General features: G+C 58.6%; 22 protein-coding genes and 3 tRNA genes. 8 read left to right on the forward strand and 17 right to left on the reverse strand.

The window, feature by feature from the left end:
- Positions 1–69: 69 nt before the first annotated feature.
- The 5 genes from WA302_RS07440 to WA302_RS07460 all read right to left on the reverse strand — a co-directional run bounded on the left by WA302_RS07440 (position 70) and on the right by WA302_RS07460 (position 2,325).
- A complete protein-coding gene (locus WA302_RS07440; protein ID WP_025302650.1) occupies positions 70–375 on the reverse strand; it encodes a cupin in 306 nt (101 codons plus the stop codon).
- 121 nt (positions 376–496) lie between these two features.
- A tRNA-Val gene (locus WA302_RS07445) sits at positions 497–573 on the reverse strand.
- A gap of 20 nt (positions 574–593) precedes the next feature.
- Positions 594–670, reverse strand: a tRNA-Val gene (locus WA302_RS07450).
- Positions 671–690: 20 nt separating this feature from the next.
- A tRNA-Val gene (locus tag WA302_RS07455) sits at positions 691–767 on the reverse strand.
- Between the two features lie 181 nt (positions 768–948).
- Positions 949–2,325, reverse strand: a complete 1,377-nt coding sequence (locus WA302_RS07460) for an MATE family efflux transporter (RefSeq protein ID WP_043141143.1) — start codon at positions 2,323–2,325, stop codon at positions 949–951.
- 239 nt (positions 2,326–2,564) lie between these two features.
- Between WA302_RS07460 and WA302_RS07465 the strand changes: the two genes are divergently transcribed.
- The gene (locus tag WA302_RS07465) at positions 2,565–3,215 is read left to right on the forward strand and encodes a riboflavin synthase subunit alpha (RefSeq protein WP_164099501.1); all 651 of its coding nucleotides are present in this window, start codon (positions 2,565–2,567) and stop codon (positions 3,213–3,215) included.
- Between the two features lie 54 nt (positions 3,216–3,269).
- Positions 3,270–3,563, forward strand: coding sequence for an I78 family peptidase inhibitor (locus WA302_RS07470; protein WP_049207088.1), 294 nt, complete (start codon positions 3,270–3,272; stop codon positions 3,561–3,563).
- 73 nt (positions 3,564–3,636) lie between these two features.
- Here WA302_RS07470 and cfa read toward each other — a convergent pair whose 3' ends face one another.
- A complete protein-coding gene (cfa, locus tag WA302_RS07475) occupies positions 3,637–4,788 on the reverse strand; it encodes a cyclopropane fatty acyl phospholipid synthase (protein WP_025302653.1) in 1,152 nt (383 codons plus the stop codon).
- A 343-nt stretch (positions 4,789–5,131) separates the two neighbouring features.
- A complete protein-coding gene (gene punC / locus WA302_RS07480) occupies positions 5,132–6,343 on the reverse strand; it encodes a purine nucleoside transporter PunC (protein ID WP_049204292.1) in 1,212 nt (403 codons plus the stop codon).
- A 123-nt stretch (positions 6,344–6,466) separates the two neighbouring features.
- Here punC and punR point away from each other — a divergent pair, with 123 nt between their 5' ends.
- Positions 6,467–7,411: a DNA-binding transcriptional activator PunR gene (gene punR / locus WA302_RS07485; protein ID WP_025302655.1), complete on the forward strand. Its 945-nt coding sequence runs from the start codon at positions 6,467–6,469 to the stop codon at positions 7,409–7,411.
- On the opposite strand, the gene purR is transcribed toward punR, so the two are convergent.
- On the reverse strand, positions 7,408–8,433 hold the full coding sequence (purR, locus tag WA302_RS07490) for an HTH-type transcriptional repressor PurR (protein ID WP_025302656.1): 1,026 nt from the start codon (positions 8,431–8,433) through the stop codon (positions 7,408–7,410). The two genes, punR and purR, sit on opposite strands and share 4 nt — an antisense overlap.
- A gap of 324 nt (positions 8,434–8,757) precedes the next feature.
- Between purR and cydH the strand changes: the two genes are divergently transcribed.
- Entirely contained in the window at positions 8,758–8,847 is a 90-nt protein-coding gene (cydH, locus tag WA302_RS07495; protein WP_019455989.1) for a cytochrome bd-I oxidase subunit CydH, read from the forward strand.
- 61 nt (positions 8,848–8,908) lie between these two features.
- On the opposite strand, the gene sodB is transcribed toward cydH, so the two are convergent.
- Positions 8,909–9,487: a superoxide dismutase [Fe] gene (gene sodB / locus WA302_RS07500; protein ID WP_004931333.1), complete on the reverse strand. Its 579-nt coding sequence runs from the start codon at positions 9,485–9,487 to the stop codon at positions 8,909–8,911.
- A 198-nt stretch (positions 9,488–9,685) separates the two neighbouring features.
- On the reverse strand, positions 9,686–10,504 hold the full coding sequence (locus tag WA302_RS07505; RefSeq protein WP_025302657.1) for a C40 family peptidase: 819 nt from the start codon (positions 10,502–10,504) through the stop codon (positions 9,686–9,688).
- Between the two features lie 416 nt (positions 10,505–10,920).
- Here WA302_RS07505 and WA302_RS07510 point away from each other — a divergent pair, with 416 nt between their 5' ends.
- A complete protein-coding gene (locus tag WA302_RS07510; protein ID WP_004931329.1) occupies positions 10,921–11,268 on the forward strand; it encodes a Grx4 family monothiol glutaredoxin in 348 nt (115 codons plus the stop codon).
- 68 nt (positions 11,269–11,336) lie between these two features.
- Here the strand turns inward: WA302_RS07510 and rnt are convergent, their stop codons facing one another.
- The 6 genes from rnt to WA302_RS07540 form a co-directional block, all read right to left on the reverse strand.
- Positions 11,337–12,020, reverse strand: a complete 684-nt coding sequence (gene rnt / locus WA302_RS07515; RefSeq protein WP_016927925.1) for a ribonuclease T — start codon at positions 12,018–12,020, stop codon at positions 11,337–11,339.
- A gap of 79 nt (positions 12,021–12,099) precedes the next feature.
- On the reverse strand, positions 12,100–12,507 hold the full coding sequence (gene gloA, locus WA302_RS07520) for a lactoylglutathione lyase (RefSeq protein WP_004931325.1): 408 nt from the start codon (positions 12,505–12,507) through the stop codon (positions 12,100–12,102).
- A gap of 335 nt (positions 12,508–12,842) precedes the next feature.
- Complete coding sequence (locus tag WA302_RS07525) at positions 12,843–13,946, reverse strand: alkene reductase (RefSeq protein WP_025302658.1); 1,104 nt, start codon at positions 13,944–13,946, stop codon at positions 12,843–12,845.
- Positions 13,947–14,033: 87 nt separating this feature from the next.
- Positions 14,034–14,654, reverse strand: coding sequence for a TetR/AcrR family transcriptional regulator (locus WA302_RS07530; RefSeq protein WP_025302659.1), 621 nt, complete (start codon positions 14,652–14,654; stop codon positions 14,034–14,036).
- A gap of 102 nt (positions 14,655–14,756) precedes the next feature.
- Positions 14,757–16,394, reverse strand: a complete 1,638-nt coding sequence (gene eptA, locus WA302_RS07535) for a phosphoethanolamine transferase EptA (RefSeq protein WP_025302660.1) — start codon at positions 16,392–16,394, stop codon at positions 14,757–14,759.
- 139 nt (positions 16,395–16,533) lie between these two features.
- Positions 16,534–17,175, reverse strand: a complete 642-nt coding sequence (locus WA302_RS07540) for an NAD(P)-dependent oxidoreductase (protein ID WP_025302661.1) — start codon at positions 17,173–17,175, stop codon at positions 16,534–16,536.
- A gap of 139 nt (positions 17,176–17,314) precedes the next feature.
- On the opposite strand from WA302_RS07540, the gene WA302_RS07545 reads away from it, so the two are divergent.
- The 3 genes from WA302_RS07545 (at position 17,315) to WA302_RS07555 (ending at position 19,503) form a co-directional block, all read left to right on the forward strand.
- Positions 17,315–18,244 (forward strand): LysR substrate-binding domain-containing protein, encoded by a 930-nt coding sequence (locus WA302_RS07545; RefSeq protein ID WP_025302662.1) that lies wholly within the window; start codon positions 17,315–17,317, stop codon positions 18,242–18,244.
- A 23-nt stretch (positions 18,245–18,267) separates the two neighbouring features.
- Positions 18,268–18,507: a DUF1289 domain-containing protein gene (locus WA302_RS07550; RefSeq protein WP_015377731.1), complete on the forward strand. Its 240-nt coding sequence runs from the start codon at positions 18,268–18,270 to the stop codon at positions 18,505–18,507.
- 99 nt (positions 18,508–18,606) lie between these two features.
- Complete coding sequence (locus WA302_RS07555; protein ID WP_261456326.1) at positions 18,607–19,503, forward strand: aldo/keto reductase; 897 nt, start codon at positions 18,607–18,609, stop codon at positions 19,501–19,503.
- Positions 19,504–19,564: 61 nt separating this feature from the next.
- Here WA302_RS07555 and WA302_RS07560 read toward each other — a convergent pair whose 3' ends face one another.
- Positions 19,565–21,409 carry a polyurethane esterase gene (locus WA302_RS07560; protein WP_197823992.1) on the reverse strand — a complete coding sequence of 615 codons (1,845 nt, stop codon included), beginning with the start codon at positions 21,407–21,409 and terminating at the stop codon, positions 19,565–19,567.
- Positions 21,410–21,430: the final 21 nt, after the last annotated feature.

The following is a 21,430-nucleotide window of genomic DNA, read 5'->3' on the forward strand; positions in this document are numbered from 1 at the left end:
GCAAATGTGGCGCAAATGCAACGCGTTGCGTACAGCTTGTTGCGCAAATAACCTTGCTGTAAATACGGCTTAGCGCGTTTGCGGGATTTCCAGCAGCACGCCGGCGCTCAGGCAGAAGCAGCCGCTGGCGACGTTGGCCGGCAGGATTAGGCTCTCGCCGGCCCGTACTGTCCGCGTATCGCCGCCGAGGGTGAACTCGAATTCACCCGATATCACCCGGGTTTGCAGCGCATGCGGGGGCTTTTGCAGTTGGCCAAAGGCGCCGGCCTCGAAACGCACTTCCGCCGCCGGCGAACCGTCGCTCATCACCCCTTCACGGCGGGCAAGGCCATTGTCGAGCGGTAAAAAGGCGGTTTTGGCGGTGAAGGTGGTCATGTGGCGTTCCTGATGGTGGATGGCGGTAGTTCGGCGCAATCGACATGAGAAATCGAGCGGTCGAGCAGAGACGAAACAACGGGAAGTATAACGCGATAGGGGGAGAGATAAATCAGCAATATGGTGCGTCCGAGTGGACTCGAACCACCGACCCCCACCATGTCAAGGTGGTGCTCTAACCAACTGAGCTACGGACGCACTGCACTGCTTCTGGAATTTGGTGCGTCCGAGTGGACTCGAACCACCGACCCCCACCATGTCAAGGTGGTGCTCTAACCAACTGAGCTACGGACGCACTGTACTGCTTCTGGAATTTGGTGCGTCCGAGTGGACTCGAACCACCGACCCCCACCATGTCAAGGTGGTGCTCTAACCAACTGAGCTACGGACGCATCTTTTCCTGTCTGTCATGGCTGACAGCGGGGACGAATATTAACGAGCTACCTGCGCGCTGGCAAGGGGAAAAGCGCAATTTTATTCGGTATTTCACGCGATTGCTGAGGTTGTGCGCAGTCCGGCGTTTTTTTCCGCAAACCGCAGCCCGGCCGGGGATGAAACCGGCCGGGAGCGAATTCAGCGCGTGGATCGCTGCAGGATGACGGCGGTCGGCTGTTTCTGCAGCCAGCGCATACGCAGCGCCATCATGATGGCGGCGAAGGTCAGGCCAATGATAAAGCCGATCCAGAAGCCGCTTGGCCCCATTGCCGGCACCACCACGTCGGTTAACGCCAGCAGATAGCCGCTCGGCAGGCCCAATACCCAATAAGCGATAAAGGTGATGAAGAAGATCGCTCGGGTGTCTTTATAACCACGTAGCACGCCGCTGCCGATCACCTGGATCGAGTCCGAAATTTGGTACAGCGCCGCCAACAGCATCAGCTGCGAGGCCATAGCCACCACCGCCGGGCTGTCGTTGTACAGCAGGGCGATCGGTTCGCGCAAGGTGGCGGTAAACAGCGCGGTGCAGACGGCCATGGTGATGCCGACGCCGATGGCGGAATAGGCGGCGACGCGCGCGCCTTCGACCGAGCCTTCCCCCAGACGATAACCGACGCGGATGGTGGCGCCGACGCCCAGCGACAGCGGCAGCACGAACATCAGCGCGCTGAAGTTAAGCGCGATCTGGTGGCCGGCGACCGCGACGATCCCGAGCGGCGAAACCAGCAACGCCACCACGGCGAACAGCGTGACTTCGAAGAACAGCGCCAGCGCCACCGGCATGCCGATGCCGATCAGGCGCTTCAGCGCTGCCCAGTCCGGGCCGCCGAGATCGCCGGCCTGGCGTTTGATGTCGCGCTGCGACGGCGCGCGCTTCACGTACCAGCGCATCATCAGGAACATGATCCAGTAGACGCTGCCGGTGGCGACGCCGCAGCCGACGCCGCCGAGTTCCGGCATGCCGAACTTGCCGTAGATGAAGATGTAGTTGATCGGGATATTCACCAGCAGGCCGAGGAAGCCGATCACCATGCCGGGCTTGGTTTTAGACAACCCCTCGCACTGGTTGCGCATCACCTGGAAGAACAGGTAGCCCGGCGCCCCCCACATGATGGCGTGCAGGTAGCCGACGGCTTTATCCGCCAGCTGCGGATCGATGTTGTGCATCATGTCGATGACGAACTTGCAGTTATACAGCACGACGATCAGCAGTACGGAGACGCCGGAGGCCAGCCAAAAACCCTGGCGCACCTGATGGCCGATACGATCGCGGCGGCCGGCACCGTTGAGCTGAGCGATAACCGGGGTCAACGCCAGCAGCAGACCGTGGCCGAACAGGATGGCCGGCAGCCAGATTGAGGTGCCGACCGCCACCGCCGCCATGTCGGTGGCGCTGTAAGCGCCGGCCATGATGGTATCCACCACGCCCATAGCGGTTTGCGATATTTGCGCGATAATGACCGGGATAGCGAGAGCCAATAAACTACGCGCTTCAATTAAGTACTTCTGCACGCATACACCTTTTCTATTTATATATGTGGGAGGGAGGGCTGCCGCGAGAGGACAACAATTAAAATAGCGGAATTTTGTCAAAAAGATTGTACCTGCTCGGCGTCGTTAAGCAAACGCCGCAGATAAATAGTTATTAAATGCGCAGCCATTCCTTTTTTACCGTCGCGGATTTGGTTTTCAGCGCCAACTGGGGCAAACTGCCGGTAGCGTTTTAACCTATTTAGCAAGAAGAGGCACATATGTTCACCGGTATCGTACAAGGCACCGCGCCGCTGGTCGCCATTGATGAGAAACCCAATTTCCGCACCCACGTGATCGAAATGCCTACCGAGCTGCTGCCGGGGCTGGAGCTGGGCGCGTCGGTGGCCCATAACGGCTGCTGCCTGACCGTCACCGCGGTGGAAGGCAACCGCGTCAGCTTCGATTTGATCAAAGAAACGTTGCGCCTGACCAACCTCGGCGATCTGGCGCTGGGCGACATCGTCAATATCGAGCGCGCGGCGAAGTTCAATGATGAAATTGGCGGCCATTTGATGTCCGGCCATATTATCTGCACGGCGGAGGTGGCCAAGATTTATACCTCGGAAAATAACCGCCAGGTATGGCTGCGCATGCCGGATGCGGAATTGATGAAATATGTGCTGCACAAAGGTTTCATCGGCATCGACGGCATTAGCCTGACCATCGGCGAAGTGGTGAATAACCGTTTCTGCGTGCACCTGATCCCGGAAACGCTGGATCGCACCACGCTGGGTAAAAAACGCCTCGGCGACAAGGTGAACATCGAGATCGATCCGCAAACGCAGGCGGTGGTGGACACCGTCGAGCGCGTGCTGGCCAACCGGGAAGCGACGCTGGCGGCGGCGGTGACGCCGGCGCACAAAGACTGACAGCGATTCGGGCGTTGCCGCCGGAATCGAATCATAAGCAGAGAGGAGAAACGCGTGAAGTTTTATGGGAAAACGTTGTTGTTAACCGCGTTGCTGGCGCTGAGCGCCTGCAGCAGTTCGCCTGAGCAGGGCGCGGGCGCGCAAATGGCCGATGCGGACGATACCTGTGGCGCATCACAGTATCAAAACTTCGTCGGCAAACCGATGAGCTCGCTGGAAGGCGTACGGATCGACGCCAAGGTGCGAGCCATTCCGTACAACTCTGCCGTCACCATGGATTTCAACCTGCGCCGCCTGAACTTCCTTGGCGACAGCGACGATAAAATCATCCGCGTTTACTGCGGCTAAGCCGTACGCTTCGAACGAGCAAAAAAGGCCCCGGCGATGTGACTACCGGGGCCTTTTTTGTCGGGCAAGTGGCTTAGCGGGCGACGCGGATGCCGCCTTCAACGCCTTTCGGGCTGAATACCACCTGCCACAGTTGCAGATCGCGCGCCCGGAACGCGCCGGCGCAGGCGTTCAGGTAATAGCTGAACATCCGCTCGAAGCGTTCGGAGTAGCGCGGGGCAAGCTGCGGCCACGCCTGTTTGAAGCGCTCGAACCAGGCCATCAGCGTGCGATCGTAGTCGGCGCCGATGTTGTGCCAGTCTTCCATCACGAAATGGCCTTCGCTGGCTTCGGCGATATGGCTCACTGAAGGCAGGCAGCCGTTCGGGAAGATATATTTGTTGATCCACGGATCGACGTTCATGTCGGTTTTGTTGGAACCGATGGTGTGCAGCAGGAACAGGCCGTGCGGCGCTAAATTGCGTTCTACCACATTGAAATAGGTGCGGTAGTTTTTCGGCCCGACGTGCTCGAACATGCCGACCGAGACAATGCGATCAAACTGCTGATGAAGATCGCGATAATCCTGCAGCAGGATCTGCACATCCAGCCCGGCGCAGCGAGCCTGGGCCAGCTTCTGTTGTTCGGCGGAAATGGTCACGCCGACCACCGACACGCCGTAATTCTTCGCCGCATAGGCAGAGAGGCCGCCCCAGCCGCAGCCGATGTCCAGTAAGCGCATGCCTGGCTGCAGCTGCAGTTTTTCGCAGATCATCCGCAGCTTCGCTTCCTGCGCTTCCTCCAGCGTGGTGGCGTCTTTCCAGTAGCCGCAGGAATACTGCATGTAAGGATCGAGCATCAGGGTAAACAGATCGTTGCCAAGATCGTAATGTTCTTTGCCGACGATCCAGGCGCGCTTTTTCGATTGCAGGTTGGTCAGGCGCGCGGCGGCGATCCGCAGGGTATCTTTCAGGTGGTGGGGAAGTTTCTTCTCCAGCCCGGCGCTGACCACGCGCTGGAAGAATATATCCAGCCGTTCGCACTCCCACCAACCGTCCATATAACTTTCGCCGAGGCCCAGTGACCCTTGTTGCAAAACGCGTTTAAAGAATTCGGGATTTTTAACCTGAATATCGAAAGGGCGCGATCCATTGATTTCGATACCGGCCAGACCGAGCATTTCGTGCGCGATGCGATACCACTGGTTATCCTGGATGCTCAGATCTTCTATACACGATGAACTCATAGCTTCTCCATCACCTTCTTCTGACTGATGACCCGTTAGGAAACAGCTTAGACAATTTCTGCGGGTGCATACGTATACCGACGGGAAATAAGCCCGCGGCGTCTGATATCCGACTATGAACAGAGGAAATTTAAAGAAACGACCCGACGCAAATGGCGCAGGATAAACGCCTCTTTAAAAAAGAGTGTGACGCAAGACGCGTACACAAGAGCTAATTGAGATATAGAGATTATAAGGTGTTACTTTATAAAGTTGTTTTTGAGTATAGGCGTGCCGAGGCGTTGACTCAACTGTAAATCGCACTCGGCGCGCATATTCTTTAAGTGATTATTAAGCTTGGCAATTATGACGCTGAGTTAGCATGTTTCCGCTGCGCCTTTTGCTGCGCATCGCCCGCTTTTCCCCGCTGGAGGAAATAGCCCAGCGCGGCGAGGATCACCGTAGACACCATCACCGTCACCGTCGCCAGCAGCGGCTGGGCAATAAACGCCGACACCAGCATGCTCGCCACAAAACACAGCCCCAACTGCAGCGTATTTTGCAGCGCGGCGGCTTTGCCGCTGCTTTCCGGGAACGGCATCAGCGCATTCGCCACCATGATCGGGTAGCCCGCGCCGTTGACCAGCGCCATCACGCAGAACGGGATCAGCAGCGTGGTGAGCGTCGGAGTGGTTACGGTCGCCACCAGATACAGCGCCACCATGCTGACACCATAAGCTACCAGCAGCCACGGCAGCAGGGTTTTGCCATTGATGCGTTTGAGCGCGGCGCGGCAGCCATAGCCCCCCAGCAGGAAAGCCAGCGTCTGCGGCACATAGCTCAGACCAATGTCGCTCGGGCCATAGCCCATATCACCAAGGATGAACGGCGAGCCGGTCAACCAGGCAAAGAAGCCGGCCGAGCAGGCGGCGTACATGGCGACGTTGCCGCTGAACACCGGGGATTTCAATAATTGCCAAAAACTGACGCTGCTTTTTGGCGCATCGGCGGCGGGTTGAGTTTTGGCGCGATCTTTGAGCAGCAACGTCGGCAGCAGCAGCAGGGCGGTGATAGCCAGCAACACGGCGAAGATCGCACGCCAGCTGGCGTGGTTAAGCAGCCAGGCGCCAAGCAGCGGCGCCAGCGCCGGCGACAGCGCGACCAGCGGCATGATGGTGGCGAATACGCGATTGGCCTGGCCTTCGCGATAGCGGTCGACCACCAGCGCTTGCCAGATGGCTGCGGCGGAACAGACGCCGACGGCCTGAATAAAGCGCAGTATCCAGAGCTGCACGGCATTTTCCACCCACAGCATGCCCAGGCAGCCGAACGCGAACAGCGTCAGGCCAATCAATAATACCGGTTTGCGGCCCAGCCGGTCGGAGAGCGGCCCCCACAGCAGCTGCGCGAAGGCGAAGCCGGCCAGAAATATGCTCAGGCTGGCGCTGACCGCGCCGGCGGATATTTGCAGTTCCTCCCGCATGGCGCCAAAGGCGGGCAGGTACATATCGGTCGCCAGATAACCCAGCATGCTCAGGCCGGCGAGATAGAACATAAAACCAAAGGAGTTTCGCATGGTATTTCTCGTTAATATTTTAGTGTCGCAGGTTTTTAGCGCCGGCCAGTGTATCCGGCTGGATCTCTGCTTGTGAAACGGTAATATTTGCAAAGTGCTGTTAAAAAAATTGAAGGCAAAGCAATGTGGTCTGAATATTCTCTTGAAGTGGTTGACGCGGTGGCGCGCACCGGCAGTTTCAGCGCGGCGGCGCAGGAGCTGCACCGGGTGCCGTCGGCGGTGAGCTACACCGTGCGGCAGTTGGAACAATGGCTGGCGGTGCCGCTGTTTGAGCGGCGTCACCGTGATGTGGAGCTGACGCCGGCCGGCGCGTTATTTATCAAGGATGCGCGAGCTGTTATCAAAAAAATGCTCGACACACGCCGCCATTGTCAGCAGGTGGCTAACGGGTGGCGCGGTCAGCTGAATATCGCCGTGGACATCATCGTCAAACCGCAGCGCAGCCGCCAACTGGTGCTGGATTTCTACCGCCATTTCCCCGACGTTGAACTGATGTTGCAACCCGAGGTGTTTAACGGCGTGTGGGATGCGTTGGTGGACGGCAGGGCGGATATGGCGATTGGCGCCACCCGCGCGGTGCCGGTCGGCGGCGGCTTCGCCTTTCGCGACATGGGGGATATGAACTGGCTGTGCGTGGTCAGCCCGCAGCACCCGCTGGCGCAATTGGCAGGGGCGTTGAATGACGATCGGCTTAGGCCGTACCCTGCGCTTTGTCTGGAGGACACTTCGCGCAATCTGCCCAAGCGTGTCACTTGGACGCTGGATAACCAGCGGCGGCTGGTGGTGCCGGACTGGACCTCGGCGTTCGACTGTCTGTGCGCCGGGCTGTGCGTCGGTATGATGCCGGCGCATCTGGCGCTGCCGCGGGTGCAGCGCGGTGAGTTGAAGGCGTTGCAGCTGCAGCAGCCGTTTCCCGCCAGCCCGTGCTGCCTGACCTGGCAGCAGGATAAACCGTCACCGGCGATGAGCTGGCTGCTGGCGTATCTGGGTGATGGAGAGACGTTGAATCAGGAGTGGCTGAGTGAGGTGGAGCCGGAAGCTGCGCAGGCTTCCGGCGCGGGGGATTAGCGGCGGTAGTCGATGAACGGGCCGTCGGCGACCGAGCGGCGTTCGATCAGCTTCGGATGCACTTCGATCACCTGCGACTCTTCGCGCTTGCTGATGATGCGATCTAGCAGCATGGTGAAGGCCATTTCGCCCAGGCGCTCTTTCGGCTGGTGAATGGTGGTCAGCGCCGGGGTGAAGTAGCGGGCGTTGCGCACATTGTCGTAGCCGATCACGGAAATATCCTGCGGCACGCGCAGGCCCAGCTCGTCGGCGGCGCAGATGGCCCCCATCGCCATGATATCGCCGCCGCAGAATACCGCGGTCGGCCGCTGTTTTTGCGACAGGATTTGGTGCATCGCCTTATAGCCGGACTCCGGCTCGAAGTCACCCTGGACGATCCACTCTTCGCGAATGTCGATATTCGCTTCCTGCAGCGCCTTCATAAAGCCCTGGTGACGGCCACCGCCGGTGTTGCGTGACAGTTGGCCGGGAATGGCGCCGATATCGCGGTGGCCGCGCTCGATCAGGTAACGGCCGGCCAGATAGCCGCCTTCGAACGCGTTATCGATGATGGTATCGGTGAAGTCGCCGCGCGCGGCGCCCCAGTCCATCACCACCATCGGGATGTTACGGTAGTCTTCCAGCATGCCCAGCAGCTGATCCGGATACTCGGAGCACATGACCAGCAGGCCGTCGACGCGCTTTTGCGCCAGCATCGCCAGGTAGGCGCGCTGCTTGTCGAGATTATTGTGCGAGTTGCACAGGATCAGGGTGTAGCCTTTGCTGTAGCAGCTGTTTTCCACCGCCTCGATCACTTCGGCAAAGTAGGGGGCTTCGCTCGAGGTGGCCAGCAGGCCGATCGACTTGGTGTGATTGACTTTCAGGCTGCGCGCCACGGCGCTCGGCGAGTAGTGCAGCTCTTTAATGGCGGCCCACACGGCCGCTTTGGTCTCTTCGGCGACGAAACGAGTCTTATTGATGACGTGCGAAACGGTGGTGGTGGAAACGCCCGCGCGTTTGGCCACATCTTTAATCGTTGCCATGTAAGAAATGACTCCTGAACTCACATGTTTACAGCATGTAAGTGTGATGTTAATCGTTTGCCTACGTAGATCCTTCTCCAGAGAAGCGAAAACTGAGTTTTTAGTGTGTTGAAGTCTTCAGCGCTTAATCAGGAGGGGCATGAATGCCGGTACGCAGTTGTGAACTGCGAATTTTGTCGCATATTGAACAAAAGTGGAAGAGGTAATCGAGATTATAAACCGGGAAATGATAACAAGATTTTATCGGCGAACTGTGGGAAAATGATTTGACGTACTAATTGTGCGCCTTTTATCCTTAGGAAAGCCCATTTTAAAGGAGTTGTCATGGATACCGAATTGAAGATGTCGCTGTTCACTACCGTCTGCGCGCTGGCGGTCATTATCGCTTTCAGCTTCGTTGCCGCGTTGAACTGATTTACCCCCGGTTATAAAAAAGGCGCAGCCAGGCTGCGCCTCATCACCTCAGAACCTGCGCTTACGCCAGGTTTTCCGCTGCGAAGGTCCAGTTGACCAACGCCCAGAAGTTTTCCAGGTATTTTGGACGCGCATTGCGGTAATCGATGTAATACGCATGTTCCCACACGTCAACGGTCAGCAGCGGTTTGTCTTCACCGGTCAGCGGGGTGGCCGCGTTGGAGGTGTTGACGATCGCCAGCGCGCCGTCCGGTTTTTTCACCAGCCAGGTCCAGCCGGCACCGAAGTTTTTCACTGCGGCATCGGTGAACTGCTCTTTGAACGCAGCGAAAGAGCCGAAGGATTTGACGATCGCTGCCGCCAGTTCGCCCTGCGGTTCACCGCCGCCCTGTGGTGACAGGCAGTGCCAGTAGAAGGTGTGGTTCCACACCTGCGCGGCGTTGTTGAAGACGCCGCCGTTAGAGGTCTTGATGATCTCTTCGAGCGATTTGCCCTCGAACTCGCTGCCTTTCACCAGGTTGTTCAGGTTAACCACGTAGGTGTTGTGGTGCTTGCCGTAGTGGTATTCCAGGGTCTCGGCGGAGATGTGCGGCTCGAGCGCGTTTTTCTCATACGGTAATGCAGGTAATTCAAACGACATTGCTTCCTCCTTTACAGCGCCATTCGCCTCTCGCCGGGCGAGAGTTATATGGGCCGTTTTTTATTGTGGTCATTCAATCTTAACAATTTTCATCATAAAAAACAGGAAGAAAAGCGAGAAATGCGCGTGGGGAGGTGCGATGGGCGATAGCTTGAGCAGGCGGTTGCGACCGGGGCCGCAACCGCACAGAGCAGGGAATTAACGGATAGTTTTCGGCGTTACTACGCGGCGTGCGCCGATGTAGTGGTTCTGCCAATAGTCGTTGTCGAGCTGGCTGATGCGGATCTCTTCACCGGTGCGCGGTGACTGGATGAATTTGCCGTTGCCGAGGTAGACGCCAACATGGTCCGCCACGCCGCGGTTGTTGATGCGGAAGAACACCAGATCGCCGCTTTCCAGTTCGCTTTTCTTGATCGGCGCCGCGTCGCGCAGGTGATACATCTCGTTGGCGGTGCGCGGCATTTTGATTTTCACCACGTCTTTATAGGCGTAATAGATAAGGCCGCTGCAGTCGAAGCCGGTGCGCGGCGAACTGCCGCCCCAGCGATAAGGCTTGCCCATCTGATCCATCAGCTTGGCCATCGCGGTCTGTTTGGCGTGTTGGTAGCGTTTTTTGTGCGCCGGGCTAAGTTTTAACGGCTTTTCGTCACGCGCCAGTTTGGCGGTGGCCATACCGGCTTCGCGGTGGCGACCATAGCCTTTTTTATAGCCCTTCTTCGGCGGGGTGACTTTAATCTTGGCAGTTTTCTGCGCTTTGGCCTTGGGTTTGGCGCTGGCGATCTTTTTCGCGCTTTTCTCGCTTTTCGCCTTGGCGGTCTTGGTTTTTTTCGCGGGGGCCGTCACTTTGGCTTTTTTAGCGGCTTTGTCCGCTTTCTTTTTTCTGCGGTCATCGGGCCGCGCTTCATTAGCATGGCTTTTACGCTGCTCGGCGGCAACACGCGCCTGTGGCGCAGCGTGCGCCAAATTGAAGAAGAGCTGCGTAAACAGCAGCGCAAAGAGCGTAAGAATTAAACGCATGTCGACGTCACCAACCTTGGCCCCGAAGCGGATATCGAAAGAGTTACAGTATTCCCGAATTTCGCCATATAAAACAGCGAAGAACTCATAAATAATAATCCATATTGTGAGAAAACGTTAATGACATTTTTTTTGTTTCAAAATCAGCCTGTTGGTGTATAAAAAAGCGCCAGTCGGCGGTGGCGGATATAATTAAGTCGCGCCGTCATCGCGGCGCAATATATTAGTGAAATGGTCGGATTAAAAATGTTATTCTCAACGTATGTTTTGACCGGAATGACGTGGCCGGTGAAACGCGATCGGCGGCGGGCGAATATCCTTGCAAAAGATGGCGTTTTCTTGCGACTGTTCCAGCCGCTACAATAGCCCGCGTGATGCATGTTGTAGCCATGAAATGTGGCTTGAGGAAGCAATAAATGACGACGACACTTGAAAAAATTCAGCACCAGATCGCTGAAAACCCGATTCTGCTGTACATGAAAGGTTCGCCAAAGCTGCCGAGCTGTGGCTTCTCCGCGCAGGCAGTGCAAGCGCTGTCCGCCTGCGGCGAGCGTTTCGCCTACGTGGATATTCTGCAAAACCCGGACATCCGCGCCGAATTGCCAAAATACGCCAACTGGCCGACGTTCCCGCAGCTGTGGGTAGACGGTGAGCTGGTCGGCGGTTGCGATATCATTATCGAAATGTATCAGCGCGGCGAACTGCAGCAGCTGATCAAAGAAACGGCAGAAAAGTATAAAGCGCAGGAAGACCAGCAGTCTTAATCGACAGGCTTGTGGTTATCGCGTAACGGGCGGCGCCAGTGCAAACTGGGCCGCCTTTTTTGTTGGGCTTATTCAGCGAGATCGCCGGCGGGCAGCGGCCAGCCGCCGAGACGTTTCCAGCGGTTAACCAGCTCGCAAAACAGCAGGGCGGTTTGCTCGGTGTCGTACAGCGCAGAGTGCGCCTGGCTGCTGTCGAACGGCATACCGGCGGCGATGCAGGCTTTCGCCAACACCGTTTGGCCCAGCACCAGGCCGCTCAGCGCAGCGGTGTCGAAGGTGGCGAACGGATGGAACGGATTGCGCTTCAGGCCGGCACGTTCGGCCGCGGCCATCAGGAAGCTGTGATCGAAGTTGGCGTTGTGCGCCACGATAATGGCCCGGTTGCACCCGCGGTCCTTGAGCCCTTTGCGCACCGCTTTGAAAATGGCGTGCAGCGCGTCGTATTCGCTGACCGCGCCGCGCAACGGGTTGTGCGGATCGATGCCGTTAAACGCCAGCGCTTCCGGCTGCAGGTTGGCGCCCTCGAAAGGCTCCACGTGGAAGTGCAGGGTCTCGTCCCGCTGCAGCCAGCCATCTTCATCCATTTTCAGCGTCACGGCGGCGATCTCCAGCAACGCATCGGTATTGGCGTTGAAGCCGGCGGTTTCAACATCTATTACTACGGGATAAAACCCACGAAAACGACCACTCAGGGCGTTAAGATCACTTTTTTCGGCCATCAGTTTCTTATCTTCATCGAATGCAGCGCGCATTATGGCAAATTTTGCGCCCGGTTGCAGGCGCTATCGCGCGGAGAATCAGCAGGGCGCCAGCGCGCCCTGAAGGGGGGGCTTAATGGCCGAGGCCCTGACCGGCGTGTTTGTTTTCGATCAGCTCAATTTTGTAGCCGTCCGGATCTTCGACGAAGGCGATCACCGTGGTGCCGCCTTTCACCGGGCCGGCTTCGCGGGTGACCTTGCCGCCTGCGCGACGGATGCTGTCGCAGGTGGCGGCAACGTCGTCTACGCCCAATGCCAGGTGGCCGAAGGCGGTGCCCATGTCGTAGCTGTCGGTGCCCCAGTTATAGGTCAGTTCGATAACCGCGCCTTCGCTCTCTTCCGTATAGCCGACGAAAGCCAGGGAGTATTTGTACTCCGGGTTTTCGCTGGTGCGCAGCAGACGCATGCCTAATACCTTGGTGTAAAAGTCGATGGCACGTTGCAGGTCACCGACGCGGATCATGGTATGGAGTAAGCGCATAATTCCTCTGAATTGACTGTGCCGTGGCAGACGGCGGGTGGATTGAAGCACAAGCGAGTATAGCCTTGTCCTACAAGGGAATTCAATGTGACGAATGAGTGACAATGTCACCTGTCGGGTTTGGAGCGGTGGTGTTTAAATATTGATCGAGCGTACCGATCGATACGAAGTAATTGATCTGCACAATCAATTATCAATTCCCCACATAACCGTGTAGAAATTGAACTGCAGCATAAACAACACCAGGGAACCCCGGCCCGCCTTGTGCGGGCCTTTTTGCGCGCGGCGCATAAAAAACGGCCATGCGATTGCGTGGCCGTTGGGGTCAGGACGGGTTACTTCGCCAGAAACGGATAGTCGGTATAGCCTTCGGCACCGCCGCCGTAGAAGGTTTCTGGCTTAGGTTCGTTCAGCGGGGCGTGCTGACGGAAACGCTCGACCAGATCCGGGTTGGCGATATAGCTGCGGCCGAAGGCCACCGCGTCGATGAAGCCTTTTTCGATTAACGCTTCGGCTTTTTCGGCGGTGTAGGCGCCAGCGCCGACGATCACCCCTTTAAAGTGGGCGCGCACCGAGTCGCGGAAGGCGTCGGAATACGGCTTGCCACCGGCCCAGTCCGGTTCGGAGATGTGCAGGTAAGCGATGTTGCGCTTATTCAGCTCTTCCACCAAATACAGCGCCGCTTCTTCCTGATCTTCACCGTTGTCCAGCCCATTGAACGGCCCCAGCGGCGAGATACGAATACCGATGTGCTCGGAACCCCATTCGGCAATGGTGGCATCGACCACTTCCAGCGTCAGGCGGGTGCGGTTCTCAATGCTGCCACCGTATTGATCGGTACGTTGGTTGGAAGCCGGTGACATGAACTGGTGCAGCAGATAGCCGTGGGCCGCATGCAGTTCGATGAAGTCGAAGCCGGCGTCACGCGCGTTGGCGGTCGCCTGGCGGAAATCGTTAACGATGCCCGGGATCTCGCTGGTTTCCAGCGCGCGCGGCGTAGAGGTCGGTACGCGTACCCAGGCGCCGGTTTCATCACGCACGGTGGTGCGGGTGTCGGCGTTGATTGCCGAAGGCGCGACCGGCGCTTGCCCGCCCGGCTGCAGGCTGGCGTGGGAGATGCGGCCTACATGCCACAGCTGTACGGCGATGTGGCCGTTTTTGTCGTGTACCGCCTGCGTGATGTGTTTCCACGCGGCGATCTGTTCCGGGGTATGCAGGCCTGGCGCACCGGCGTAGCCTTTCGCCTGGAAGGAGATCTGCGTCGCTTCGGTCACGATCAGGCCGGCGCTGGCGCGCTGCGCATAATATTCCGCCATCAGTGGCGTAGGAATATCGCCCGGTTCGATGCTGCGCAGACGCGTCAGCGGAGCCATAAACACGCGGTTGGGCAGGGTGACGGCGCCAACCTTCAGCGGAGAGAGCAATTTTTCAGTCTTCATAGTGCATCCTGTATTTAATAGACCGGTCGTCTAGTGATGGGCGATAAAAAAACACGAACTGCATTTTCACGAAAAAAGACGGTGGTGTTATGGCTGCGGCGGGCGCAGCAGCAACTCGATGCTTTCCAGCGCGCTGGTTAACGGCGCCAGCGAGTGACGGATCTTGGCGCGCAACGAGGCGCCGAGCCACAGTGAATACAGCGTTTCTGCGGTCGCCGCGGGGCTCATGGCCACCGACAGCGAGCCCTCTGCGATACCGCGCTCGATGGCCTCCTGCAAGTGGCCGATCACGCGAGCGGTGCCCGTTTCCAGCGCATGGCGCATTGGTTCCGACAGATCGCTCACCTCGGCGGAAAGCTTCACCGCCAGGCAGGCGTTATGGCATTCGCTGCGGCAGTGATAGCTGATAGCCTGGGCGTAATAGCCGAGCAGCTGGTGGCGGGCATCGCCGCGTCTGTCGGCAAACAGCGCCTGCATCTGTGCGTCATAATGCGTGAAATAGCGTTGCAGCATCGCTTCGCCGAAGGCTTCCTTCGAGCGAAAATAGTGGTAGAACGAGCCTTTCGGCACGCCCGCGGTAGCCAGCAGTTCGCTCAGACCCATGCCGGTAAAGCCCAGGCGCAGGCTGAGGGTTTCGCCGGTGGCGAGCAGATGTTCACGTGTATCCACGTTGCAATGCGTTGATTTGGTCATCATGGCGCCGAGCATAATAGACCGATTGGTCTAGGTCAATGGGAATAAAAAAACCGGCGCACAAAACGCCGGTTGTCTGCAAACTATTGTGCCCCAGCGGCACGCGGAAGTTAAGCGCTACGCCGCGTTGCGGCAACGCTGCAGGATATCCAACTGGGATTGATATTCGCGGGTCTGTACGTTCAGCATGCCCAACAGGGTGTGGAACAGGTTGTCCTGCGACACGTCGTCCTTTTCCGCCAGCGTGTTCAGGCACTGGCGATCAATGCCGAAATTGCGCTGATAGTCGGCAGACATCCACATCAGGAAAGGCACGTGCGTTTGCTGACTCGGCGCGAAGACATAAGGCGTGCCGTGCAGATACATGCCGTTTTCCCCCAGCGATTCGCCGTGATCGGATAAATAGACCAGTGCGGTATTGAACCGATCGTCATACTGCCGCAGCAGCTTGATGGTGGCATCGAGCATTGCGTCGGTATACAGGATTGAGTTGTCGTAGGTGTTCACCAGCTGTTCATGGCTGCAATCCTGGATCTGATTGCTGTTGCAGGTTGGCGAAAACGTCTGGAATTCTGGTGTGCTGCGGCGGTAGTAAGCCGGGCCGTGGCTGCCCATCTGGTGCAGCACGATCACGCCGTCGTCATTCAGACTATTGATATAGTCGTTCAGCTTGTACAGCAGCACGTTGTCCATGCAAACCTCACCGTCACAGTCCTGCGGCAGTTTCAGCTTGGTCATGTCCACGTGCGGCACCCGGTCACAGGCACCTTTGCAGCCGCCGTCATTATCGCGCCACAGCACATTGACGCCGGCATGCGCCAGCACGTCGAGCATACCTTCTTGATGCGTTGCCTGAGTCGCGTCGTACTCCTTGCGGGGCATGTTGGAGAACATGCAGGGGACGGAGATCGCCGTTTCGGTGCCGCAAGAACTGGCGTTCTTGAAGTAGACCACGTCGTCCTGCTTCAGGCGCGGGTTGGTTTCGCGCCCGTAACCTCCGAGGGAGAAGTTTTCGGCGCGGGCGGTTTCGCCCACCACCAGGATCACCAGCGTTTTCTTGGTCTGCTTGGCGATCAGCGGCCCTTTACGCGCGTCTTCACCGATCTTGACCAGCGGCAGATTGCGGGTGAAGTAACGTTGTTCGGTAAACTTGATGGTGCCGGCCACGAAGTTGGAAGGCGTCAACATCTTCACCACGCTTTTATTGTTGCGGATCAGCGAAGCGTAGTCTTTGTAGAACAGCGCGGCGACGATCAGGATCACCACCAACGACAGCATGACGTTAGCGGCGCGCAGCCCGACCATGTACCACCAGGGGCGAGTCTGGCGAATTTGGGTGAAGCAGACCGCTACCGCCGGCAGAATGCCGAGCAGCGCCAGCCACAATCCCATGCGCGGCGTCAGCAGCGCGGTCGCCTCCTGCGGGTTGGTTTCGAAGGCGTTTTGCATCATGTTGCCGTCGATCACCACACCATAGCTGAACATGAAATAGTTGGCTGCGGCGCTGCCGAGCAAGAAAAAGATGATCAACGGCTTACGCAGGTAGGGCACGGTCAACACGCTGAAGATAATATTCAGCGCACAAAAGATCACCACCGGCATGCTCGCCGCGAAAATCACGCTGTGGACGCTATCGAAGGTGATATACGACCAGGCGCGATGCAGGAATAACGCGTTTTGAAATAGAGTGAAGAACAGGGCGGTGGCGAGGGTAAAACCGAGGCTGTTGCACTGTAAGCGTTGACGTAACCACATTGCCAATGTCGGGATCCTGAAAGTAGATAATGTCGTGAAATCTACCGGATGAAACTTAAGAAAACCTTAGAAATTCAGAATACTGGCGACGGAGAATACGTGAAAACCGCCAGGCCTTATGGCCTGGCGGTGGGGCCGTTTAGTAGGCGGCGGTGAATTGCGCGCGAATAAACTGAGGTTTTTCAATCTCATCAACGATAGCGACCGCCAGATCTTCCACCGAAATGCTGGCCGGCGCGTCGCCGTTCATCAGCAGTTGCGTGGTGCCGAGGCGGAACTGGCCGGTGCGTTTGCCCGGCTCCAGCAGGGCGGCCGGCGAGAGATAGGTCCAGTCGAGTGCTGATTCGTTGCGCAGTTTATTGCGCAGATCGCGCACCGCCTGCGCGCCGGGGCGGATATTTTCCGGGAACTGCGGCGTATCCACCAGTTCAACGCCCGGCGCCACTTCCAGGCTGCCTGCGCCGCCCACCACCAACAGGCGCTTGACGCCTGCCTGCCCGACAGCGGTAAGGATCTGCTGGGCCCCGCGCGTAGTCTTCTCATACAGGTTGTCTTCGCCCCAGCCGGGATTGTAGGCGCTGATCACCGCATCCTGACCGTGCAACTGCCCCGCCAGCCAGGCGGTGTCGGCGACGTCGCCCAGTGCGATGGTCAGATTGGCGTGCTCCGGCAAATCTTTTTTCTGGCGGGCGATTGCCGTTACCTGAATACCGCGAGCCAGCGCTTCATCTACCACGCGGCGGCCAACAAAACCGGTTGCTCCAATAATGGCTACTTTCATCTGTATGCTCCTTCGGGGATAGGTTCAGTATCGTAAGGCAGGCCGATGTGCCTGCTGCGTGGTGTCTACTCTAGTCCTTAACAATAGCCGTGATTAGTGCCATATTCATGCTTTCTTGATTAAGTAAAACTTCATAATCGTGGATAAACTCAATCGAATGGCGGTATTCGCCACCGTGGTGGCGGAGGGATCGCTGGCCGGCGCGGCGCGGCGTCTGGGCATGACGCCGTCGGCGGTCAGTCAGCATATGCGCTCGCTGGAGAAGGCGCTCGGGGTGCCATTGCTGCATCGTTCCACCCGCCGTCTGGCGCTGACCGAGGCGGGAGCCGCGTTCTATCCCGGCTGCGAGGCGATGCTGCAACAGGCGAAGCAGGCGGAGCAGCGGCTGGCGGAGCTGCGGGATACGCTGGTGGGCGAGCTGCGCATCGCCACCCCGGTCGGCATCGGCGGCCGTTCGTTGGCGGAGGCATTGTCGCCGCTGCTGCAGGCGCACCCCAAGCTGACGCTGCGGGTGCTGGCGGACGATCGCATCGTCGACATGATAGAACAGCGGGTCGACATCGCGCTGCGGGCCAACCGTCAACTGGCGGACGCCAATATGATCGCGCATCCGCTGACGGCGTGGCCGATGGTGCTGTGCGCCGCGCCGCGTTATCTCAGCCAGCATGGGGTGCCGGAAAAACCGCAGGATTTGGTGCAGCACCGCTGGATCTCCAGCGGCTACAGCGGGGCCCATCTGGACTTGCTGCATCAGTCCGGCCAGCAGGTTAAGCTGCGGCTGGCGGAAGGGCAGATCGTCAGTGAGAGCATGAACGTAATGCGCGCCTTTACCCGTGCCGGGCTGGGCATTTCCGTTCAGCCGCTGTATGAAATTGGCGATGAGCTGCAGCGCGGCGAGCTGTTGCTGTTGTTGCCGGAGTGGCGGCCGGCGCCGCTGCGGCTGAACGCGCTGACGCTCGAACGCACTATGCCGGAGAAAAGCCGCCAGGCGCTGCGCTATTTGCGCGACTATTTTCGCCGCAATGGCGAAAAGGGACTTGCCAGCGGCGGCGATGGCGTCTTCAATTAGCAAGAGAACGCAGGAGGAGCCCCGTGGCGCAGCAGCTTGAGTTTTTCGACATTCCCAGCCCGTGTCGCGGCATTTGCCAGGCTGACGATCGCGGATTCTGCCGTGGCTGCCTACGCAGCCGCGAGGAGCGTTTCGGCTGGATGAACATGAGCGACGCGCAAAAGCGCGAGGTGCTGCGCCTGTGCCGTCAACGCTTCCTGCGGCTGCAGCGTGCCAATAAAGCGCCCGACGAGCCGCTGCCGGAGCAGCCGTCGCTGTTTTAACCTTTCCTGATCTGCCGCACGTTCGTGTGGCTTACCGCTTCCCTGTGCCTCACCGGCTTGTGTATGCTGACTGACAACTAATGTCATGAGGTTTTCGCAATGGTAGAACGTATTCGTCTCGCGCCGCAGGGGCCTGAATTTTCCCGCATGATTTGCGGTTACTGGCGGTTGATGGAGTGGGGCATGTCGCCGCAGCAGCTGCTGACGTTCATCGAACAGCATGTCGAACTGGGCGTCACCACCGCCGATCACGCCGATATCTACGGTGGCTATGCCTGCGAACAGGCGTTCGGCGCAGCGCTGCACCTGAAGCCAGCGCTGCGCCAGTCGCTGGAATTGGTGACCAAGTGCGGCATCGCCACCACCGCCAAGCCCGGCAACCCGATCGGCCACTACATCACCGACCGCGATCATATCGTACAGAGCGCGGAACAGTCGCTGCGCCATCTGCATACCGACTACCTGGACCTGTTGCTGATCCACCGCCCGGATCCGTTGATGGACGCTGACGACGTGGCCGAAGCCTTTGTCGCGCTGCACAAAAGCGGCAAGGTGCGCCATTTTGGCGTCTCCAACTTTACGCCTGCGCAGTTCCAACTGCTGCAGTCGCGCCTGCCGTTCTCGCTGGTCACCAATCAGGTGGAGATCTCGCCGATTCACCAACCGGCGATCCTGGACGGCACGCTCGACCAGTGCCAGCAGCTGCGCATCAAGCCGATGGCCTGGTCCTGCCTGGGCGGCGGCCGCTTGTTCAACGATGCTGAGTTCCAGCCGCTGCGCGACGAGCTGCAGCGAGTGGCGCAAGAGATCGGCGCCGAGACCATCGAGCAGGTGGTGTACGCCTGGGTGATGCGCCTGCCGTCTTCGCCGCTGCCGATTATCGGCTCCGGCAAGATTGAGCGGGTGCGCTCGGCGCTGAAGGCGCAGAAACTGGTGTTGAACCGCCAGCAGTGGTTCCGCATTCGCAAGGCGGCGCTGGGGTATGACGTGCCCTAAGGCGGAGCAGAAAGAGGAAAGCCGGGCGGCGAAAGCGCCCGGCTTTTTTTTATGCTGATCCTTAGGCCAACACCACCTGATCGGTATTGAAGTGATCGAGCGAGACGCCGATCAGCGTGACCTGGCTGTGCCCGAAGGCCAGCACCAGATCGTCGTTTTGCTGCGTGGCGTAGTCGCGAATATTCCCGCTGGCGCCTTCGGTACCGATAAACACCAGTTTATCGGTGGCGTTGAAGCCATACAGCTGGTCGCGGCCAAAATCCCCGCTGAACAGGAAGGTATTGCCGTTGCCGACGCCCTTCAGGATGTCATCGCCGCTGCCGCCGACGAAGGTCAGGTTGCCGCCGGCGTGGCCGATCAGCGTGTCGTTGCCAGCGTTGCCGAACAGCCAGGCGTCGTGGCCGCGAGCCTGCAGGAGATCATCGCCGTCGCCGCCGGTGGTAGTGGCGGCATAGGCTTTGAGGCCCGCATCCGATTTCAATCCGGTTGCTGTCACCTGGTGATCCACCTCTTTGCTGAAAATCAGCCAGGAGGTTTCTTTGCTGCGCAGGGTGCTGATGTCGTCCGCCAGCGTAATGCCGCCCTTGGCATCGCGCAGGTAAAGCGTGTTGCCGTCGTAGGCGACCTCGGTGTTTTTCAACGCCTGCTGGGTATCGAAGATATTGTGGCCTTTGCCGCCGGCGATCAGGTTATAGCCGCCGGCGTCGCGAAAGATATCGTCACCGTCGCGGCCCTCGAGATAGTCGTTGCCTTTGCCGCCCCTGATCAAATCATTGCCGTCGCTGCCGATGATAAACGTCGGTCCGCTGTGCGTTTCCGCGTTGCGGTTCAGGTCTTCCACCCAGGTATTGCCGCGCGTCACGTTCGACAGGTTGGAGACGATGATGGTCGAGTCCTTGTCGGTCAGTGAATAAAACTCGGAGTTCAGCACCCGCATCAGGCCGTCCTGATAAAAGAACGGCAGGTGCGACAGCCAGGTCGGAATGTTGAGAATGGAAAACGGCAGCAGGTTCCAGGCGTCCGACGCGTAGTGGTCGTTGAAGTTGACGATATTGTTGGTGGCGGAGGCGTGCGGCGCATCATGTACGCCCAGTGACGGCAGGGTCAGTGAGGTGCCGTCGAGCGCGCGGAACACCGGGTCGTTCTCGTAGCCGATGTTGATCACCTTACCGCCGGCTTCGTACTGGGTCGGCGAGGCGAAGGCGACATAGTTGGACTGCGCGTAGAAGCCGCCCCAGTTGGCGTCGCTCTGCGCCGCCATGCTATTGACCGCCAGCCCGCCGAGGCTGTGGCCGCTGACCACCACGTCCTCACCGCTCAGCCCGTGGGCCTTAGCGAATTTCGCCACGTCGCCCAGCAAATTGCCGAAGGCCTTCAGCGTATAGCCTTCGGCATAGCCTTTCGGCCCGAACCCGGCCAGCAGATCGTTAATCACATCGCCGATGGTATCGCCGATCAACGACTCGCGCGGGCCGCTGGTGCCGCGAAATGAGATGCCAATGGCGGTGAGATTGCCTTCGCTATCATATTTGCCCAGTACTTCGGCCTGCGCGGTGGTGTAACCGGCTGTCTCGCCGTAGTAGGTGCCGCGCGCATCGGTTTTGCCGGCGTAACCGAGCTGCGCGGCGCTGATCACCGACCAGCCGGCATTGTTTACCGCCTCCTGCGCGGCCTGTTCGGAGTCGGGATTCCAAGGGAGGCCAGGCAGGCCACCCTGCGACTGGGTACTGCCGATCAGCGCAGTGACCAGCGTCAGCGGCAGACCGAGGCCGAAACCGGTCTGGTGATAGCCTTCATCGAAGCCGTTATCGATATTATGGTAAGCGTAGGTAGAGATGGCCAAGGCGTCGGAAAACAGCGCCTTCGACGCATTTTCGTCCAGATCCTTATAGCTAAAGATGCCCATATCAGTTCCTTATGAAGTATG

Source organism: Serratia sp. 201, assembly GCF_037027545.1.
GTDB lineage: Bacteria > Pseudomonadota > Gammaproteobacteria > Enterobacterales > Enterobacteriaceae > Serratia > Serratia bockelmannii.

Bases quoted from the DNA above. Each gene is read 5' to 3' on its own strand.
- cydH (WP_019455989.1), top strand. From the start codon at position 8,758: ATGGATACCGAATTGAAGATGTCGCTGTTCACTACCGTCTGCGCGCTG.
- purR (WP_025302656.1), bottom strand. From the start codon at position 8,433: ATGGCAACGATTAAAGATGTGGCCAAACGCGCGGGCGTTTCCACCACC.
- punC (WP_049204292.1), bottom strand. From the start codon at position 6,343: ATGCGAAACTCCTTTGGTTTTATGTTCTATCTCGCCGGCCTGAGCATG.
- punR (WP_025302655.1), top strand. From the start codon at position 6,467: ATGTGGTCTGAATATTCTCTTGAAGTGGTTGACGCGGTGGCGCGCACC.
- gloA (WP_004931325.1), bottom strand. From the start codon at position 12,507: ATGCGCTTACTCCATACCATGATCCGCGTCGGTGACCTGCAACGTGCC.
- sodB (WP_004931333.1), bottom strand. From the start codon at position 9,487: ATGTCGTTTGAATTACCTGCATTACCGTATGAGAAAAACGCGCTCGAG.
- rnt (WP_016927925.1), bottom strand. From the start codon at position 12,020: ATGCGCGCTGCATTCGATGAAGATAAGAAACTGATGGCCGAAAAAAGT.
- WA302_RS07530 (WP_025302659.1), bottom strand. From the start codon at position 14,654: ATGCTCGGCGCCATGATGACCAAATCAACGCATTGCAACGTGGATACA.
- WA302_RS07555 (WP_261456326.1), top strand. From the start codon at position 18,607: ATGGTAGAACGTATTCGTCTCGCGCCGCAGGGGCCTGAATTTTCCCGC.
- WA302_RS07525 (WP_025302658.1), bottom strand. From the start codon at position 13,946: ATGAAGACTGAAAAATTGCTCTCTCCGCTGAAGGTTGGCGCCGTCACC.
- WA302_RS07465 (WP_164099501.1), top strand. From the start codon at position 2,565: ATGTTCACCGGTATCGTACAAGGCACCGCGCCGCTGGTCGCCATTGAT.
- WA302_RS07560 (WP_197823992.1), bottom strand. From the start codon at position 21,409: ATGGGCATCTTTAGCTATAAGGATCTGGACGAAAATGCGTCGAAGGCG.
- WA302_RS07505 (WP_025302657.1), bottom strand. From the start codon at position 10,504: ATGCGTTTAATTCTTACGCTCTTTGCGCTGCTGTTTACGCAGCTCTTC.
- cfa (WP_025302653.1), bottom strand. From the start codon at position 4,788: ATGAGTTCATCGTGTATAGAAGATCTGAGCATCCAGGATAACCAGTGG.
- WA302_RS07440 (WP_025302650.1), bottom strand. From the start codon at position 375: ATGACCACCTTCACCGCCAAAACCGCCTTTTTACCGCTCGACAATGGC.
- eptA (WP_025302660.1), bottom strand. From the start codon at position 16,394: ATGTGGTTACGTCAACGCTTACAGTGCAACAGCCTCGGTTTTACCCTC.
- WA302_RS07540 (WP_025302661.1), bottom strand. From the start codon at position 17,175: ATGAAAGTAGCCATTATTGGAGCAACCGGTTTTGTTGGCCGCCGCGTG.
- WA302_RS07510 (WP_004931329.1), top strand. From the start codon at position 10,921: ATGACGACGACACTTGAAAAAATTCAGCACCAGATCGCTGAAAACCCG.